The 16,436-nt window shown below is 72.9% G+C and carries 16 protein-coding genes; 8 read left to right on the top strand and 8 right to left on the bottom strand.

Annotated features, from left to right (window positions below; translation table 11 throughout):
* Window positions 1-150 precede the first annotated feature (150 nt).
* Entirely contained in the window at window positions 151-1,413 is a 1,263-nt protein-coding gene (locus PINTE_RS09625; protein WP_084343429.1) for an NAD(P)/FAD-dependent oxidoreductase, read from the bottom strand.
* Window positions 1,414-1,653: 240 nt separating this feature from the next.
* A complete protein-coding gene (locus PINTE_RS09620; protein ID WP_084343433.1) occupies window positions 1,654-2,172 on the bottom strand; it encodes a cytidine deaminase in 519 nt (172 codons plus the stop codon).
* Between the two features lie 145 nt (window positions 2,173-2,317).
* Here PINTE_RS09620 and PINTE_RS09615 point away from each other — a divergent pair, with 145 nt between their 5' ends.
* From PINTE_RS09615 to PINTE_RS09595, 4 genes are all read left to right on the top strand, one after another.
* Window positions 2,318-3,622 carry a thymidine phosphorylase gene (locus PINTE_RS09615; protein ID WP_068429326.1) on the top strand — a complete coding sequence of 435 codons (1,305 nt, stop codon included), beginning with the start codon at window positions 2,318-2,320 and terminating at the stop codon, window positions 3,620-3,622.
* A gap of 166 nt (window positions 3,623-3,788) precedes the next feature.
* Complete coding sequence (locus PINTE_RS09610; protein WP_068429323.1) at window positions 3,789-5,189, top strand: sugar porter family MFS transporter; 1,401 nt, start codon at window positions 3,789-3,791, stop codon at window positions 5,187-5,189.
* 83 nt (window positions 5,190-5,272) lie between these two features.
* The gene (deoC, locus tag PINTE_RS09605; RefSeq protein WP_068429320.1) at window positions 5,273-5,947 is read left to right on the top strand and encodes a deoxyribose-phosphate aldolase; all 675 of its coding nucleotides are present in this window, start codon (window positions 5,273-5,275) and stop codon (window positions 5,945-5,947) included.
* A 418-nt stretch (window positions 5,948-6,365) separates the two neighbouring features.
* Window positions 6,366-6,905: a GNAT family N-acetyltransferase gene (locus PINTE_RS09595; protein WP_068429314.1), complete on the top strand. Its 540-nt coding sequence runs from the start codon at window positions 6,366-6,368 to the stop codon at window positions 6,903-6,905.
* 154 nt (window positions 6,906-7,059) lie between these two features.
* Here the strand turns inward: PINTE_RS09595 and PINTE_RS09590 are convergent, their stop codons facing one another.
* From PINTE_RS09590 to PINTE_RS09580, 3 genes are all read right to left on the bottom strand, one after another.
* Entirely contained in the window at window positions 7,060-7,845 is a 786-nt protein-coding gene (locus tag PINTE_RS09590; RefSeq protein ID WP_245642885.1) for a class I SAM-dependent methyltransferase, read from the bottom strand.
* Window positions 7,846-8,002: 157 nt separating this feature from the next.
* Window positions 8,003-9,037: an aspartate-semialdehyde dehydrogenase gene (locus PINTE_RS09585; protein WP_068429311.1), complete on the bottom strand. Its 1,035-nt coding sequence runs from the start codon at window positions 9,035-9,037 to the stop codon at window positions 8,003-8,005.
* Between the two features lie 66 nt (window positions 9,038-9,103).
* Entirely contained in the window at window positions 9,104-10,861 is a 1,758-nt protein-coding gene (locus PINTE_RS09580; RefSeq protein WP_068429307.1) for a phospho-sugar mutase, read from the bottom strand.
* Between the two features lie 142 nt (window positions 10,862-11,003).
* Here PINTE_RS09580 and PINTE_RS09575 point away from each other — a divergent pair, with 142 nt between their 5' ends.
* From PINTE_RS09575 to PINTE_RS09565, 3 genes are all read left to right on the top strand, one after another.
* Window positions 11,004-11,372 carry a hypothetical protein gene (locus tag PINTE_RS09575; protein WP_068429304.1) on the top strand — a complete coding sequence of 123 codons (369 nt, stop codon included), beginning with the start codon at window positions 11,004-11,006 and terminating at the stop codon, window positions 11,370-11,372.
* A 136-nt stretch (window positions 11,373-11,508) separates the two neighbouring features.
* Window positions 11,509-12,039, top strand: coding sequence for a hypothetical protein (locus PINTE_RS09570; RefSeq protein WP_068429301.1), 531 nt, complete (start codon window positions 11,509-11,511; stop codon window positions 12,037-12,039).
* A 159-nt stretch (window positions 12,040-12,198) separates the two neighbouring features.
* Window positions 12,199-12,609 carry a hypothetical protein gene (locus PINTE_RS09565; RefSeq protein WP_068429298.1) on the top strand — a complete coding sequence of 137 codons (411 nt, stop codon included), beginning with the start codon at window positions 12,199-12,201 and terminating at the stop codon, window positions 12,607-12,609.
* On the opposite strand, the gene PINTE_RS09560 is transcribed toward PINTE_RS09565, so the two are convergent.
* Together PINTE_RS09560 and PINTE_RS09555 are read right to left on the bottom strand one after the other, a co-directional pair.
* A complete protein-coding gene (locus tag PINTE_RS09560; protein ID WP_068429295.1) occupies window positions 12,610-13,287 on the bottom strand; it encodes a response regulator transcription factor in 678 nt (225 codons plus the stop codon).
* Entirely contained in the window at window positions 13,284-14,600 is a 1,317-nt protein-coding gene (locus PINTE_RS09555) for a sensor histidine kinase (protein ID WP_068429292.1), read from the bottom strand. Before PINTE_RS09555 ends, PINTE_RS09560 begins: the two co-directional genes overlap by 4 nt.
* Window positions 14,601-14,752: 152 nt before the next feature.
* Here PINTE_RS09555 and PINTE_RS09550 point away from each other — a divergent pair, with 152 nt between their 5' ends.
* Complete coding sequence (locus PINTE_RS09550) at window positions 14,753-15,643, top strand: CPBP family intramembrane glutamic endopeptidase (RefSeq protein ID WP_084343428.1); 891 nt, start codon at window positions 14,753-14,755, stop codon at window positions 15,641-15,643.
* Window positions 15,644-15,822: 179 nt separating this feature from the next.
* On the opposite strand, the gene PINTE_RS09545 is transcribed toward PINTE_RS09550, so the two are convergent.
* The coding region (locus PINTE_RS09545; protein WP_068429286.1) for a S1C family serine protease at window positions 15,823-16,436 on the bottom strand (614 nt) is incomplete at its 5' end.

Below are 16,436 nucleotides of genomic sequence, written 5' to 3'. Positions count from 1 at the left end.
CCATGACGGCCACCCCACGCGTTCGCGGCCTGGGCACCCGGACCGTGACACAGCCAAGGCGCCCCGCCACGCCCTCGCGCGCCCTCGGCCCCGAGCCGTGACGCCGCGTGGCCGGGCCTGTCGCACCCGGTTTCGCGGCAGGGTTTCTACTCAGCCCTCGCGCCCCACCTCCCCGTCGCTCTCCTCCGCCGCCTCGTCGGCGCCGGCACCGAGGCCGGAGCCGGTCGGCGGTTGCGCGCCGGCGCGGGCCGCCGCGAGGTCGGCGCCCTGCGCGATGAGAGCCTCCCCGCGCTCGTAGTCGTCGTCGGCGTTGTACGCGAGCACCCCGACGAGCCGGTCGGATTCGTCGCCGTACCAGATCGTGAACCGGCCCGGTCGCGCGTCGACCTCGGCCCGGGCGTGCCCGTCTCCCCAGGCGGAGTACTTCAGCGTGTGCTCGCCGATCGTGCTCCAGAACCCGGGCACGTCGCTCCACGCGCCGGGCCGGTCGGGCTCCGCGGCGTTGAGACCGGCGAGCTCGCCCATCGCCAGCGCGTCGCCCCAGTGCTCGACGGCCAGCGCGCGACCGGCGACGGCGTGCATCGCGCGGGCGCTGTCGCCGGCCGCCCACACCCCCGGGGCCGCCTGCAGGTGCTCGTCGGCGACGAGCCGCCCCTCGTACACCTGCAGTCCGCTGCCGGCGAGAAACCCGGCGCCGGGCTCGACACCGATCGCGACGAGCACGAGATCGGGAGACAGCGTGCCGGCGGCCCCGTCGACGTCGAGGTGCACGATGCGCGGGGCGCGCACGGCGGTGACGCTCGCCCCGGTGCGCACGGTGACACCGACGCCGGTGAGCCAGTCGGTGATGGCGGCCGCCGCGTGCTCGCCGAGCCGCTCGCGCTGCGGCGCCGCCTCCACGGTGACCATCGTGGTGTCGATGCCGCGCGCGGCCAGGGACGCCGCCGCCTCGCACCCGATGAAGCCCGACCCGATGACGAGCGCCGTGCGGGCATGCTCGGCGGCCTGCGTCAGCCGGCGGGCGTCGTCGAGCGACCGCAGCATGTGCACGTCGGCGTCGGCATCGACCGCCGGCAGCGGCAACGGTCGGGCTCCCGTCGCCACGACGAGCTGGTCGTAGCCGAGCACCTCCTCCCCGGCCGTCACTGTGCGCTCGCCGGGATCGACGTGGGAGACGGTGGTCGCGAGCCGCAGCTCCACCGTCTCGGGCAGAGGCTCACCGTCGATCGGGTCACCCTGCGGCGCGGACTGCCCGGCCAGCACCTCCTTCGACAGCGGCGGCCGCTCGTACGGCGCGTCGCCGTCGCTGCTGACGAGGCACACCGGGCCGGGGCCGCCCGCGTCGAGATAACCGCGGGCGGCGCTGACCCCGGCCGGTCCGCTGCCGATAACAAGGAGTGCGTAGCGCTTCATGGCCGCTCCGTACCCGGCGCGGCGCGCCTCGACGCATCCGCCCCCCGGTCAACCCGGCCAGCCCGGTCAGCCCGGTCACCCCGGTCAACCCGGCCGGACCGGCAACGGTCCCTACCGGCAGACCGCGTCGACTCGCCCAGCCGTTGTGTACGCCAACCTCTTCGGGAGCAGCCCCGCCGGCGTGGCCACGGCGCGAGCCACGACTCCATCGACCTACCGGTCGACGGCCGCGAGCCCTCCTCACAGATCGTCGGGGCCGAAGCCATGGGGCAGAATCTCCTCCCACGCATATCGGGTGGTCACGCCCTCCTCGTCGACCACGACGTACTCGCAGCCGAACTCGTTGAGCACCTGCCGGCAGGCGCCGCACGGGAAACACGGGGCCGCCTTCAATCCGATGACCGCCACCCCGACGATGCGGCGCGCGTCGGCGTCGTCGGCGTCGTTCTCGGCGCACATGCGCGTGCACGCGGTGCGTTCGGCGCAGATCGCCAGCCCGTACGAGGCGTTCTCGACGTTGCAGCCCGTCACGACCGTTCCGGCGGCAGTGAGCACCGCGGCCCCGACCGGAAACCCGCTGTAGGGCACGTACGCCCGAGCCGCCGCGACCCGCGCCAGGTCGAGCAGCTCGCCGTCGCTGGGCGGATCGCCGGCCGGGCCCGCCGGCCCGCCCAGCCCTCTCGACCCGCTCGATCCAGTCGGGGGCGGGGCGGGAGCCGTCGGTCCCGCGGTGGACCTGGTGGTGATGTCGTCGCTCATGCGCAGCAGGCTCGCACCGAGCACCGACAAGATCCACCGACCCGGCCGCGCGCGCATCTTGTCGGGGGTCGGTGTTTGACTCGTCGGCAACGACCGGACGGGCGGTGACGACGCCGCCACACCGGCTCCACGGAAGGAGCGTGACATGGGCAGCGCGGGCGAGCACGACATGGTCGACGTCATCCGCACCAAACGCGACGGAGGCCGACTCAGCGACGAGCAGATCGCCTGGACCGTCGACGCGTACACGCGCGGGCGGGTGGGCGACGAGCAGATGGCGGCGTTGGCGATGGCGATCTTCTGGCGCGGCATGGATCGCGCCGAGACCGCCCGCTGGACGGCCGCGATGATCGATTCCGGAGAGCGGATGAGCCTGTCCGACCTGGGTCGTCCCACCACCGACAAGCACTCCACCGGCGGTGTCGGCGACAAGATCACGTTGCCGCTGGCGCCGCTCGTCGCGTCGTACGGGGTGGCCGTGCCGCAGCTCAGCGGACGCGGGCTCGGGCATACCGGAGGCACGCTCGACAAGCTCGAGTCGATCCCGGGGTGGCGGGCCGAGCTGTCCAACGAGGAGTTCCGGTCGGCGCTGCGGGAGGTCGGGGCGGTGGTGTGCGCGGCGGGCGCGCAGCTGGCGCCGGCCGACGCCAAGCTGTACGCGCTACGCGACGTGACGGGCACGGTCGATTCGATCCCGCTCATCGCCGCGTCGATCATGAGCAAGAAGATCGCCGAGGGCACCCAGGCGTTGACGCTCGACGTCAAGGTCGGGTCGGGGGCCTTCATGCGCGATGTCGAGTCCGCTCGGGAGTTGGCCCGCACCATGGTCGATCTCGGCGCCGACGCCGGCGTGCGCACGGCCGCGTTCCTCACCGACATGTCGACACCGCTGGGGTGCACCGTCGGCAACGCGCTCGAGGTGCGGGAGGCGGTGGAGGTGCTGTCCGGCGGCGGGCCACCCGACGTCGTCGAACTGGTCGCCACCCTGGCGCAGTCGATGCTCGCGCTCGCCGGCATGGAGGAGCCCGACGTGGCGCAGCGGCTGCGCGACGGCCGGGCGATGGATTCGTGGCGGGCGATGATCCGCGCGCAGGGCGGTGATCCGCAGGCGGCGCTGCCGGTGGCCCGGCACACGGACGAGGTGTGCGCCGAGACCGACGGGGTGTTGACCCGGCTCGACGCGCTCGCTGTCGGGGTCGCGAGCTGGCGGCTCGGAGCCGGGCGCGCCCGCAAGGGCGAGGCGGTGCAGCTCGGCGCGGGGGTGGAGATCCACGCGACGCCGGGCGAACGGGTGCGCGCGGGTCGGCCCCTGCTCACGCTGCACACCGACACCCCCGAACGTTTCGATCGAGCGAGGCAGGCCCTGGCCGAGGGAATCGTCATCGACCCTGCGGCGGACGAGGGCAGCGGCGCCCGAAGCAGCGTGGTGTTGGAGCGCGTCGTCGGCTGAATTCCCCACGGCTGCAAGCGTTTTTTTGCCGTTTCCGTTACCGACCCGTTGTGTTCGACCGGGCGCGACGCGCCCCGGAAGGGCTAGGGTCACCAACCAATCTGCTCTCGCATCATCCTCGTCGCCGCGGCCGATGCCGCGCCGGCCCGTCACATCGAGGCACATCATGTCGCAGCCCTTCACCGTCGAAGAGCGGTTCCACACGGCGCGGGTCATCCAACTCGCGGCCGTCGCCGCCCTCGGCGGGTTCCTCTTCGGATTCGACACCGCCGTCATCAACGGCGCGGTCACCCCCATGCGCGACGACTTCGGCATGAGCGCCGGGCTCACCGGTTTCGTCGTCTCCTCCGCGCTGCTGGCGTGCATGGTCGGCGCTTACCTCGCGGGCGCGCTCGCCGACCGCATCGGCCGCATCCGGGTCATGGTGCTGGCCGCCGTGCTCTTCACGGTGAGCGCCATCGGCTCCGGGCTGGCGTTCGGACCGTGGGACATGATCCTGTGGCGCGCGGTCGGCGGCATCGGCGTCGGCGCCGCCTCGGTCATCGCCCCCGCCTACATCGCGGAGATCAGTCCGGCGTCGATCCGCGGGCGGCTCGGCTCCCTGCAGCAGCTCGCGATCGTCACCGGCATCTTCGTCGCCCTGCTCTCGGACTTTGCGATCGCCGCGGCCGCCGGCGGGGGTGGCGAGGAGTTCTGGTTCGGCCTCCCCGCGTGGCGCTGGATGTTCATGACCGAGGTCATCCCGGCCATCATCTACGGCGCGCTCGCGCTGACCATTCCGGAATCGCCGCGCTATCTCGTCGCCAAGGGCGAGCACCACACCGCCCGCGAGGTGCTCTCGAAGGTGCTCATCGACGGCATCGACGAGCGCATCGCCGAGATCCGCCGCACCGTCCGTCGCGAGGCCAAGGCCTCGTTGTCCGACCTGCGAGGCGCCTCGGGCAAGGTGCTGCCGATCGTGTGGATCGGTATCGCCCTGTCGGTCTTCCAGCAGTTCGTCGGCATCAACGTGATCTTCTACTACTCCGCCACGCTGTGGCAGGCCGTCGGATTCACCGAGGAAGACGCGCTGACCCAGACGGTCATCACGTCGGTGACCAACATCATCGTCACGCTCGTCGCCATCGCGCTCATCGACAAGATCGGGCGTCGCAAGCTGCTGCTCATCGGCTCCGCCGGCATGATCCTCAGCCTCGGCACGATGGCCTGGATCTTCAGTCAAGCCCCGATCGTCGCCGGTTCGCCGCAGCTGGGGCAGGGCGAGGGCATCGTGGCGCTCTTCGCCGCCAACGCGTTCGTCGTCTTCTTCGGCATGTCGTGGGGCCCAGGCGTGTGGGTGCTACTCGGCGAGATGTTCAACAACCGCATCCGCTCCACCGCCCTCGGCATCGCCGCCGGCGCGCAGTGGCTCGCGAACTTCGCGATCTCCACGACCTTCCCGTCGATGGCCGAGTTCGGCCTGTGGTTCGCCTACGGCTTCTACACCATCGCCGCCATCGCCTCCTTCTTCTTCGTGCTGAAGTTCGTGCCGGAGACGGCCGGGCGGCAGTTGGAAGACATGGAGTAGCGCCGAGTTGGCGGCTGCCGCGGGAGCGCTCGCGCAGGCGCCATGGGTGCGAGGGCTGCGAGCGCGTGCGAGGGTAGGGAGCCATGAGCTTCTCCCGCGAGCAGGTCGCCGCTCTCGTCGACCACACGCTGCTCAAGCCTGAGTCGACGCCGCAGCAGGTCGCGGCGTTGGCCGCGGAGGCCGCCGCGTTGGGCGCCTACTCGATCTGCGTCTCGCCGAACTTGCTGCCGGTGGCCACGCCGGAGTCGGTGCGCGTCGCGACCGTGTGCGGTTTTCCCTCCGGCGCGCATCACAGCGAGGTCAAGGCCGCCGAGGCGGCCCGCTCGGTGCGCGACGGCGCCGACGAGGTCGACATGGTCGTCAACCTCGCGCTCGTCATGACCGGCGACATCGCGGGCGTCGAGGCCGACATCGCGGCGGTCCGGGCGGCGTGCGCGGCTCCGGTCGTGCTCAAGGTCATCATCGAGTCGGCCGCCCTGACCGACGAGCAGATCGTCTCGTGCTGCCAGGCGGCGGAGCGCGCGGGCGCCGACTTCGTCAAGACGTCCACCGGCTTCCACCCGGCGGGTGGGGCCTCGGTGCAGGCAGTGACGCTCATGGCCCGCACCGTCGGCGGCCGGCTCGGCGTCAAGGCCTCCGGCGGCATCCGCACCGCGGAGGCTGCGGTCGCGATGATCGAGGCGGGCGCCACCCGGCTCGGCCTGTCCGGCACCCGCGCCGTCCTGGACGGCCTCAACGACCCCGCGCATCGCCCCTGACAACCACGCCCCTCAACCAACCAACGAGCCTGACGACCACCGACCCTGACAACAACGACCCCGAGACCTGCGTGTCACGGTGAGAACTGCTGTCCGTGTCGCAGTCCTCACCGCGACACGCAGTCTTCAGGGTGCTCGCCGCGCTGGACGCGGGGCGCGGGAGTTCGTGAACTGAACCGGGCGCGTGCCCGGCGCGTTCGCGCAGCGCGGCCGCGTCGTGGCCGTTCGGGTGCTCGTGGGCGTCACGGAGGTGGCGGCGCGCCATCGCCAGCATGGTGCGCGTGCGAGGAGACATTCGTGGAAAGTGGTCGTGAGAGGAGTTCGAGGTAGCGCTGACCAGTGACCCGCCTCGCACCCGCAGCCCGCAGCCCGCAGCCCGCAGCCCGCAGCCCACCCAACCGCACCGAACCGGAGGAGCATGCCGATCGATCTGCCGCTGGCCACCGACCGCCTTCGACTCCGGCTGCACCGGCCGGACGATCTTGAGCCGCTGTTCGCGATCTACGCCGACCCGGGGGTCGTCCGCTTTCTGCTGCACGAACCCTGGACGCGCGAGGACGCCCGGGAGCACCTCGACAAACGAGTGGAGCGGGTCGGGCTCGGGTCGCCTGCCCGCGCACTGGCGCTCGTCATCGAGCGCGACGGACTCGTGGTCGGCGACCTTGCACTGTGGCTGACCGGGGAGTCCGAGCAGCTGGCCGAGATCGGCTGGATGCTCTCACCCGAATGCGCTGGTCAGGGACTGGCCGCGGAGGCGGCGGCCGCGCTCATCGACGCGGCCCTCGTCGACGGACTGCGCCGGATCGAGGCCCAGATGGACGCCCGCAACGACGCCTCCGCTCGGCTGTGCGAACGCCTCGGCATGACTCGCGAGGCGCACCTGCGCCAGAACTGGTGGAGCAAGGGCGAGTGGACCGACACCCTCGTCTTCGGCCTCCTCGCCACCGACCCCCGCTGACCGACCCGCGCTGACAGACCCCCGCGGACCGACGTCGCCGCCGAAACGCCCCTGAGATCGGCGCGAGAGAAAGCCCCTGGGCACGTCGCTGAGAACTGCGTGTCGTGGTGAGAACTGCGACACGAACCGCAGTCCTCAGCGTGACACGCAGTTCTCAGCGATGGGGGCGTCGAGTCTCAGCGTCAGCGATGGGGGCGTTCGAGGCACCGACGCGGGCGGCGAGGAGCACGACCTGAGGGTCACGCTCCGGGGCCACCGGATCGCGCTCGAGCCGAGCGCGCACACGAAAGCCGTTCTGGTCCAACGCCTTCTCGACGCTGTCCGCGCTGCGGTGGGCGCGCTGCAGCACGACGTCGTGGCCGAGGTCACGCATGCCCTGCGCGATGTCACGGACACCGTCTCCGCCCTGGAAGGCCAGTAACAGCAGTCCGGTCGGCCGCAAAACGCGGCCCGCCTCCGCCAGCGCGAGGCGCAGGTCGGTGTCGGACAGGTGGATCGTCGAGTACCAGCTCAGCACGCCGTCGAATGACCCGTCGGCGAACGGCAGGTGCGTCAGCGACGCCACGGCCGTGGCGAACTGCGGGTGGTCGCGCCGAGCACGCGCGAGCATGCCGGACGACAGGTCGACGCCGGTGACGTCGCAGCCACGATTCGCGAGATAAGGCAACAGGCGCCCCGCGCCGCAGCCCGCGTCGAGCACCTGCGGTCCGGGACCGGGGTCGCGTGGACCCACCGGGCCGGCACCCACCGACTCAGCCACCGACGAGCCGGAAGTCGACGAGCCGCCTCCGCGCGTGTCGCCCAGCAACCGCACGAAGAGGTCGATCATCGCCAGATCGACGGGCTGTTCGGGCTCGGTCGAGGGGAAGGCGTCGGCGTAGTCGTCGGCCACCCGGTCGTACACCGCACGCACGTCACGCACGGCCTGGAGACGGTTCACCGACTCACCCTCGCACCGGCTCCCCACGTCCCCGCACAAACTGAGAACTGCGTGTCGTGGTCGGAACTGCGACACGAACAGCAGTTCTCACCACGACACGCAGTTTTGAGCGAAATGGGGAGGGTGTGGGGGTGGGCGTGGAGTGGGGGTGGGAGCGTCAGCGGCGGGTGAGGAGCTCTTCGGCGACCTGGACCGCGTTGAGGGCGGCGCCCTTGCGCAGGTTGTCGCCGACCACGAAGAGCGCGAGGCCCTTGCCCTGGGGGGCGGCCTGGTCGGCGCGCACCCGGCCGACGAACACCTCGTCGGCGCCGGCGGCCTGCAGCGGGTTCGGCACGTCGACGACCTGCACGCCCGGGGCCGAGCCCAGCAGCTCGAGCGCGCGCTCCGGGCTGATCTCGCGGTCGAACTCCGCGTGGATCGCGAGGCTGTGCCCGGTGAACACCGGCACCCGCACGCAGGTGCCCGCCACCCGCAGGTCCGGCAGGTGCAGGATCTTGCGCGACTCGTTGCGCAGCTTCTGCTCCTCGTCGGTCTCACCGGTGCCGTCGTCGACGAGCGACCCGGCGATCGGCACGACGCTGAAGCCGACCGGCACCTGGTAGACCGCCGGCTCCGGCAGCGTCACCGCGTCACCCGCGAGCGCCAGACCCATCGGGTCGCCGGAGGCGTAGCCGGCTCGCAGCTGGGAGTCCAGCTCTCGCACGCCCTTTCCGCCGGAGCCGGACACCGCCTGGTAACTGGCCACCCGCAGCGAGACGAGGCCCGCCTCGTCGTGCAGCGGCTTGAGCACCGGCATCGCGGCCATCGTCGTGCAGTTGGGGTTGGCGACGATCCCCTTGGGGATGTCGTTCAGGTCGTCGGGGTTGACCTCGCTGACGACCAGCGGCACCTGCGGGTCCTTGCGCCAGCCGCTGGAGTTGTCGACGACCGTGGCCCCGGCCGCCGCGACCTGCGGGGCGTACTTCTTGCTCGCCGTCGCCCCGTTGGAGAACAGCGCGATGTCGATGCCGGAGAAGTCGGACTTCTCGGAGTCCTCGACGGTCACCTCGCCGTCGGCCCACGGCAGCTTCGTGCCGACCGAGCGCTCCGAGGCGAAGAATCGAACGTCGTCGACCGGAAAGCTCCGCTCGGCGAGCAGGGATCGCATGACCGACCCGACCTGACCTGTGGCTCCGAAGACTGCAACGCGCATACCGCCAGCCTACGGAATCGAGGCAACCGTATTTGCGCGCCGTCCAGCGTGCGAACCCCAGACGCCCTACTCGCCCGGGGTGAGTCCGATCGCCGCGGTGACATCCGCCGCGAGCAGCCGGAGCCGGTCACCCGCCTCGTCGTGCGGCACCGGACCCTGCGGCGGGCAGGTCAGCACCGCCTCCAGGTAGCACTTCAGCTTCGGTTCGGTGCCCGACGGGCGGACGACGACGCGGTCCCCCGCGCCGCTGATGAGCAGCAGCCCGTCGGTCGGCGGCAGATCAAGGCCCGGCAGGCCGTTGGCGAGGTCGACGACCGTCTCGACCGGGGAGCCGCCGAGGGTGCGGGGCGGTTGCGCCCGCAGCCGCGCCATGGCGGCGCCGATCTCGTCGAGTCGGTCGACCCGGAACGTCAGGGGCGCCGTGGCGTACAGGCCGTGCCGCCGAGCGAGGTCGTCGAGGGCGTCGAGCAGTCCGCGGCCGTCGACGGCGAGCCGGGCCGCGAGGTCGACGACGCGCAGGGCCGTCGTGATGCCGTCCTTGTCGCGCACCGCGGCCGGGTCGGTGCAGTAGCCGATGGCCTCCTCGTAGCCGAAGACCAGCCCGGGCACGCGGGCGATCCACTTGAAGCCGGTCAGCGTCGTGACGTGCCGCAGGCCGTGATGTTCCGCGATCGCCCCGAGCAGCCGGCTCGACACGATCGAGGAGGCGAGCACGGCGCCCGAGTCACCCGAGCCGACCGCCCGGCTCGCGGCGTCGTCGCCGAGCAGCGCGCCGAGCTCGTCGCCGGACAGCTGCTGCCAGCCGCCCTCGACGTCGGCGGGCACCGCGACGCTGCACCGGTCGGCGTCGGGGTCGAGCGCGATGACGAGGTCGGCGCCGACCTCGCGGGCCCGCGTCAACGCGAGCTCCAGCGCGCCCGGCTCCTCGGGGTTGGGAAAGGCGACGGTCGGGAAGTCCGGGTCGGGCGCCGCCTGCTGCGAGACGAGGTGCACCTCGACGAATCCCGTTGCCGCCAGGGCCTCGTGGGCGACGAATCCGCCGACACCGTGCAGCGGTGTGAGCACCACGCGCAGCGGCCGACGCAACCCGGGAGGCGGTGGCGTGGTCAACGTGGCCGCCCGCCGCAGGTAGTCGGCGATGATGTCGTCACCCAGCTGGCGCAGCCCGTCGGCGCCGCGCGGCACCTCGTCGGCCGGCGGCGCGGACTCGATCGCCGCGGCGATCTGCGCGTCCGCGGGCGGCACGATCTGCACGCCCCTGCCGGGGTCATCGGCGCTGGTGGCGCTATCGGTGCCGTCATTGCTGCCGACAGCTCCCACGGCGCGGCCGCCGAGATAGACCTTGTAGCCGTTGTCGCGCGCGGGGTTGTGGGAGGCGGTGATCATGACGCCCGCGTCGGCGTCCAGCGCGCGCACCGCGAACGCGAGCACCGGGGTCGGCAGCGGCCCGGGCAGCAGCAGCGCCTGGCCGCCGGCACCGGCCACGACCTCGGCAGCGTCGCGGGCGAAGGTGCTCGACCCGCGTCGGGCGTCGTATCCGATCGCCACCCGCGGCCGACCGTCCGTGCGGGGCGCGAGGTGCGCCACGAGCCCGGCCGTCGTGCGGATGACCACGGCGCGGTTCATCGCCGACTCGCCGGGGCCGATCGGCCCGCGCAGGCCCGCGGTGCCGAACTCCAGCGGTCCTGCGAAGGCGGCGCTCAGCCTCCGGTGTGCTTGCTCGTCGCCGTGATTCGCCGCGTCGAGCCAGCCGCGGACGGTGTCGCGGTCGTGGGGGTCAGGGTCGTGGTCGGCCCACCGGCGGGCCCGCGCTGTCACGTCCATCCACCCCACGCTAGCCAGCCCGGCCGCGCCCTGGAGACCGGCCTGGAGACCGGCCCGGAGACCGACCCGGCGACCCGTCCGATACCTGCGTGACGTCATCTAGTAGTTGACAACGCGCATGTGAGTGGGTCAGCGTGGAGTCATGCATCGCATCCCGTGGTCCGTGTCCCTCACCGTGGTCGTGCTGACCTCTGCCTTCGTCGCTCTCGGCGAGTCGGGGCAGTGGTGGCAGCGGCTGCTCGTCGGGGTCATCGCGGCCCTCGCGACGGTGGTCGGTGCGCTGTGTGCGCCCGCGCACTACGGTCGCGACGACGTCGGGGCCGCCGAGTTGCGTCGGCGCAAGCAGTGGCAGCTGGTCATCGCGGGCGCGACGACCGCGGTGCTGAGCAGGTCCCTGCTCGAAAACCCCGGCGTCGCCGCGATCTTCGGCATCGTCGCCGCGATGTTCGCCGGTGCGTTGTGGCCGCGCGAGAATGTCGCCCGTGACACCACCGACGCCGACGTCCGCTGAGGGCGCTCAGGGTGCTGAGGGAGCTGAGGGAGCGGCCCGCGGCCCGGCCGGGAGCCCAGCCGAGGGTGCAGAGAGCCCAGCGGAGACCCCAGGTGCGGAGGGGCATCTGGGGTCGATCGAGGCGGCGGCGGCCGGGGTGCAGGAGGCCGAGCAGCACCTGACGCAGGTGGTGCTCGCCGCTCGCGCCGACGGGCTCACATGGCAGCAGATCGGGCGGGTTCTCGGCGTGAGCCGCCAGGCGGCGTTCAAGCGCTTCGGCAAGCCGATCGACCCCGACACCGGGGTCGCCCTCACGACGGGCCCGGTCGTCGACCCCGCCCGGCTCGCGGAGTCGGTGTTCCGCCACATCGCGGCCGGCGACTACGACGACTTGCGCGACCTCATGACGCACGCGTGTTCCCGCGAGCTGACCCGGCCCCGTGTCATGGGGGTGTGGCGCGACGTGCTCGCCTCCGTCGGGCAGCTCGAGGGGTTCAGCGGGCACGAGTCCCGTGACCGCGACGGTGACCGGCTCCCGGGCGGGGAGACGACCGGACCGCTGGTCGCCCGCGTGCTGCTACGCCACGAGGCCGGCGAGATGGCCGGGCATGTGTCGATCAACCGGGCCGGGCGGGTCGACGGCATCCTGCTCGCACCTCCCTCAGCCGAAGACAGCATGCCGTTCTGACCTGCCGTTCACGTACGCCGGGCGCACGCCCAAGTCGCCCGCCGAGCCGCCCGCCGACTCGCACAGTGGTTTGACCTGCGCAGACACCGCCGAGACGGCCTTGCGCGAGTCGGGCCGAATGGGTAGACACACGCGCGCGCCTGCGAGGACACTGACCCCATGATGCGACTCCTGCTGCGCCCGACGACCCTCATCTCGCTGTTCGCGCTGGTGGTCGCCGGCGTGCTGTGGATCCTCATGATGGCGGGCTTCCGCTGGGGCAACCTCGCCGAGTCGCTGACCGCCGCTCTCGCGCTGTCGGTCGGCGCCATGTGCGCGCCGTCGAACTGGCGCGCCGCCGAGCTCGAGCCCGAAGACACCGCGGTGCGCAAGGGCGTGCAGGTCGCCGTCGCCGTGACCGTCGCCTTCGTCGCCGCCGTGCTGTTCTCCCGCCAGGACCACATGCCGTTGAACCCCGGACTGCCCGCGGTGCTCGCCATCGGCGCCGCGATCGTCACCGGCGCCCTACTGAGCATCCGCCGCCCCCGCAGCACCAGCACCCGCGCGCAGGAGGTCTGGGCGCCGGCCTGATCACCCGTCGTCCGGATCCGGTCGCAGGTCGCGACTGAGCCGCAGCGCGAGCGCGGTGCGGTCACGGGCCCGCAGCTTGCGCATGAGCGCCGAGACGTAGTTCTTCACGGTGCCCTCGGCGAGCACGAGGGACGCGGCGATCTCGGCGTTCGTGGCGCCGGTGGCCACCTCGACGGCGACGAGGCGTTCGGCGCGGGTGAGGATCGCCAACGGGTCGGGCCGCACCGGCTCCGCGGTCGCCTGGTGTCGGTCGGCGCGCGGTGCGCCCATCGCGATCCGGGCGACGCGCGGGTCGATGACGAGGCCACCCGCCGCGACCGCCCGGATCGCGTCGGCCAGCGACTCCGGGGAGGAGTCCTTGAGCAGGAAGCCCGCGGCGCCGGAGGCCATCGCGTCCCGCACGAGGGCCTCGTCGTCGAAGGTCGTCAGCACGACGACCGGGAGGCCGGGGTGCTGCTCGCGGCAGGCCCGCACGAGGTCGACACCGCCCATGCCGGGCATCCGCGCGTCGGTCAGCACGACGTCGGGGCGCAACCGCGGTAGCGCCGCGAGCGCCTCACGCCCGTCGGCCGATTCGCCGACGACCTCGATGTCGGCGACGTCCGCCACGGTCTCCAGGAGCAGTCGCAACCCGCGGCGCAGCAGCTGTTGGTCGTCGACGATGAGCACGGTCGTCATGACGCGAGCCCGGAGCCGGCCGGGGAGACGGCCGCGCCGACGGTGCCGACGGTGCCGGCGGGAGCGGCGTCACCCTCGGCAGCGGGCACGAGCACGGTCAGCGTCGTGCCGGCCCCTGGTTCGCTGCGGACATCGAGCCGCCCGCCGAGGGCCTCGGCGCGCTCACGCAGCGAGCGGAGCCCGAACCCCTCGGTGAGGTCGGCGGCGCCCACCCCGTCGTCGCGCAGCCGCACCCGCAGCCGGCCGGGCAGGAAGTCGACGCCGATGCGCACCTGGCCGGCTCGGGCGTGGCGCAGCACGTTGGTCAGCCCCTCCTGCACGAGCCGGTGACACAGGAGCGAGACCTGCCGCGGCAACGAGCGCGTGGGCCCGGTCTGCTCGACGGCCACGTCGAGGCCGGTGCCGCGGAACGACTCGGCGATGGCGTCGAAGGCCGCGGCGTCGGCCAGGTGCCCCACCTCGGCCGGGTGCAGCGCGCGGACCCACTGGCGCATGTGGGTGATCGCCGCGGCAGTCTGCTCGCGGGCCGCGTGCACCTCCTGCCAGGCCCGGTGCGGGTCGCGCTCGTGCATGCGCTCGGCGAAATCCAGCGACATGGCGACGACCGTGAGCCGGTGCCCGAGCCCGTCGTGCAGCTCCCGGGCCGCGCGGGCCCGCTCCTGCGCGAGCACGAGGTCGCGCTCCAGGGCGGCGGAGCGGCGCAGCTCGTCGTTGGCCACCCGCAGCGCGGCGTTGGCGGCGCCGAGGTCGTCGACGGCGCGGGCGCGGTCGTCGCGCGCCCTGCGCAGCCGGCCGACGAGCTCCGCGTAGGCGAGGCCGAAGCCGAACAGCAGCGCGAGCAGCACGGCCTGCGCGAGCGTGAACAGCACCGAGCGGTCGTACGCGACGATCATGACCGCGCCGCTGCCCAGGAGCACGAGGGCGGCGAAGCCGGCGCCGAGCGCCAGGCCGTGGTCGAGCACGAGCAGCAACACCGCGACGAGCAGCAGCGGCACCTGCACGATGCCGTCGGTCGCGAAGAACGACAGCCCGACGACGGCGGCGAACGCGACGCTGTTCCAGGCCGGCACCGCCCCGGCGTCACCCTGACGGCCGGCGCGGCGGCGCAACCACCACAGCAGGGCGGCCCCGGCCACGCCGAACCCGACGATCGGGCCGCGCCACCACCCCCCGCCCAGGTCGCCGAGGGCGAACAGGTTGAGCAGCGCGCTGGCGCAGGACAGGGCGACGAGGAGATCGGACGGCCCGCCCGGCTCCCCCGAGAACACTCCGGAGGCGGAGGCGGTGCGCGTGGCATCTCTGTCGGCGGTCACGCCCCGAGCCTAGGCAGCGCACCCGGCTCCGGGCTTGTCGCCGGGGTCACGTCCTGGATGCCCGATTCGTGACCGCCGTCAGGCACGGCGGAGCAGGACTCGTGACCGCAGCGTGCAGCGGCCCTGGCCGGGGGCTTCCTAGGGTGGCGGACATGAGCGCACAGACGACTCCGGCCGAACCCGAATCCGGGGTCCACACACCGAAACCCAGCCTTCCGGAGATCGTCCGTGTGGTGATCGCCGCCGTGTTGATGATCGCGATGAACATCGTGCCGCTCCTCCTGCTGGCGATTCCGCCGGTGGCCGCGGCCGCCCGGGACCGGTCGAACGTCGCGCTGGCCGGCACCCTCCAACTCGGCAGCATGGCGCTGGTGCTCGTCAGCGCGCTGCTGCTGCTGTGGATCGTGGCGCGCACCGTCGACCGGGTGCGGCTGCGGGACTACGGGATCGAGTGGAACCGGCGGAGCCTGCCCGGTCTGCTCATCGGTTTGGGCGTCAGTCTGGTCGTCGTCGTGGGCGCCTACGCCGCGCTCACCGCCCTCGGCCTCACACGCGAGGCGCCAGGGGACCTGACGTCGCAGCCGCTGTGGCAGATCGTGCTCGGCGTCTTCTTCCTCGCGTTCGTGCTGCAAGGCATCCCCGAGGAGTTCATCTGGCGCGGCTACCTGCTGACGACGCTGCAGGCCAAGGGGCTGGTGCGGGCGGTCTGGATCAGCGCGGCGGTCTTCGGCGTCATGCACCTGATCTCGCAAGGCGGGCAGGAGAACCTGCTCGAGCGGTTCCTCTACCTGCTGTGGCCGTTCGGCTTCGCGGTGGCCGCGGGCGCCCTTCGGCTGACTACCGGCTCGCTGTGGGCGGCCGTCGGCATCCACGCCGGCTCGCACGTGGCGGGGGCGACCGCGCAGGGCCTCGGCCTGAGCACCGGCGGCCCCGCGAGCTGGATCGTCATGGGGGCGCTCTACACGGCCGTCGGCGTGTGGGCGCTGAGCCGCTACCGGCGGCGCGGCACGTCCGACCCGCAGCTGGCGCACGCGCCCGCCTGAGCCCTGAACAGGGAGAACACCCCGTAACGCAGGGGAGACCACACACCACCGAGGGGCCGGGCAGGGGCCGGCCCCTCGGTCCTGTCCCGGCTCGTCCAGGCGCGTCGTCGGGTTCGTCGAGCTCGTCGGAGCTCGTCGGGGCTCGTCGCGGCTCGTCGGCGGCGAGCGGGTCGGCCGGATCAGCCGCCCCGGATGAGCCGGTTCGCCACCTGCTGGGCCCGCTCCATCGGCACGGCGAACCCGATGCCGATCGAGCCCGACGAGCGGCCGCTCACGGTCGCGATCGCGGTGTTGACGCCGACGACGCGACCGTCGAGGTCGACGAGCGGGCCCCCGGAGTTGCCGGGATTGATCGGGGCGTCGGTCTGCACGAACCGCTGCGGGCTGCCGCCGATCCGGGCCTGCCGGTCGACCGAGCTGACGATCCCGGCGGTCACGGTGCCGCTGAGCCCCAGCGGCGAGCCGACCGCGATCACCGGCTGCCCGATGCGCAGTTCGCCGGAGCGTCCGATCCGCGCCCGGGTCAGCTGACCCGGCTCCGTGGCCCGCAGCACCGCGATGTCGTCGATCGCGCTCGTGCCGACCACCTGCGCCGCGACCGTGCGGCCGTCGTGCAGCTGCAGACGCACGCTCGACCGCCCGGCGACCACATGGTGATTCGTGATGACGTGGCCGCGCGCGTCGTACACGAAGCCGGAGCCGGTGCTGCCGGCCGCCATGATCTGCACGACGCTCGGCACGACCGCGGCGGCCGCGGCCTCCGAGGTGCCGGGCGCCGCGGGCGCGGTCGACC

The sequence above is a fragment of the Piscicoccus intestinalis NBRC 104926 genome (assembly GCF_001515525.1).
In the GTDB taxonomy this organism is placed as follows: Bacteria; Actinomycetota; Actinomycetes; order Actinomycetales; family Dermatophilaceae; genus Kineosphaera; species Kineosphaera intestinalis.
Note: the sequence above shows the minus strand (reverse complement) of the source record. Positions and strands in the feature narration are given on the sequence as shown.

Bases quoted from the DNA above. Each gene is read 5' to 3' on its own strand.
- deoC (WP_068429320.1), top strand. From the start codon at position 5,273: ATGAGCTTCTCCCGCGAGCAGGTCGCCGCTCTCGTCGACCACACGCTG.
- PINTE_RS09620 (WP_084343433.1), bottom strand. From the start codon at position 2,172: ATGAGCGACGACATCACCACCAGGTCCACCGCGGGACCGACGGCTCCC.
- PINTE_RS09595 (WP_068429314.1), top strand. From the start codon at position 6,366: ATGCCGATCGATCTGCCGCTGGCCACCGACCGCCTTCGACTCCGGCTG.
- PINTE_RS09580 (WP_068429307.1), bottom strand. From the start codon at position 10,861: ATGGACGTGACAGCGCGGGCCCGCCGGTGGGCCGACCACGACCCTGAC.
- PINTE_RS09610 (WP_068429323.1), top strand. From the start codon at position 3,789: ATGTCGCAGCCCTTCACCGTCGAAGAGCGGTTCCACACGGCGCGGGTC.
- PINTE_RS09615 (WP_068429326.1), top strand. From the start codon at position 2,318: ATGGGCAGCGCGGGCGAGCACGACATGGTCGACGTCATCCGCACCAAA.
- PINTE_RS09550 (WP_084343428.1), top strand. From the start codon at position 14,753: ATGAGCGCACAGACGACTCCGGCCGAACCCGAATCCGGGGTCCACACA.
- PINTE_RS09585 (WP_068429311.1), bottom strand. From the start codon at position 9,037: ATGCGCGTTGCAGTCTTCGGAGCCACAGGTCAGGTCGGGTCGGTCATG.
- PINTE_RS09625 (WP_084343429.1), bottom strand. From the start codon at position 1,413: ATGAAGCGCTACGCACTCCTTGTTATCGGCAGCGGACCGGCCGGGGTC.
- PINTE_RS09560 (WP_068429295.1), bottom strand. From the start codon at position 13,287: ATGACGACCGTGCTCATCGTCGACGACCAACAGCTGCTGCGCCGCGGG.
- PINTE_RS09575 (WP_068429304.1), top strand. From the start codon at position 11,004: ATGCATCGCATCCCGTGGTCCGTGTCCCTCACCGTGGTCGTGCTGACC.
- PINTE_RS09565 (WP_068429298.1), top strand. From the start codon at position 12,199: ATGATGCGACTCCTGCTGCGCCCGACGACCCTCATCTCGCTGTTCGCG.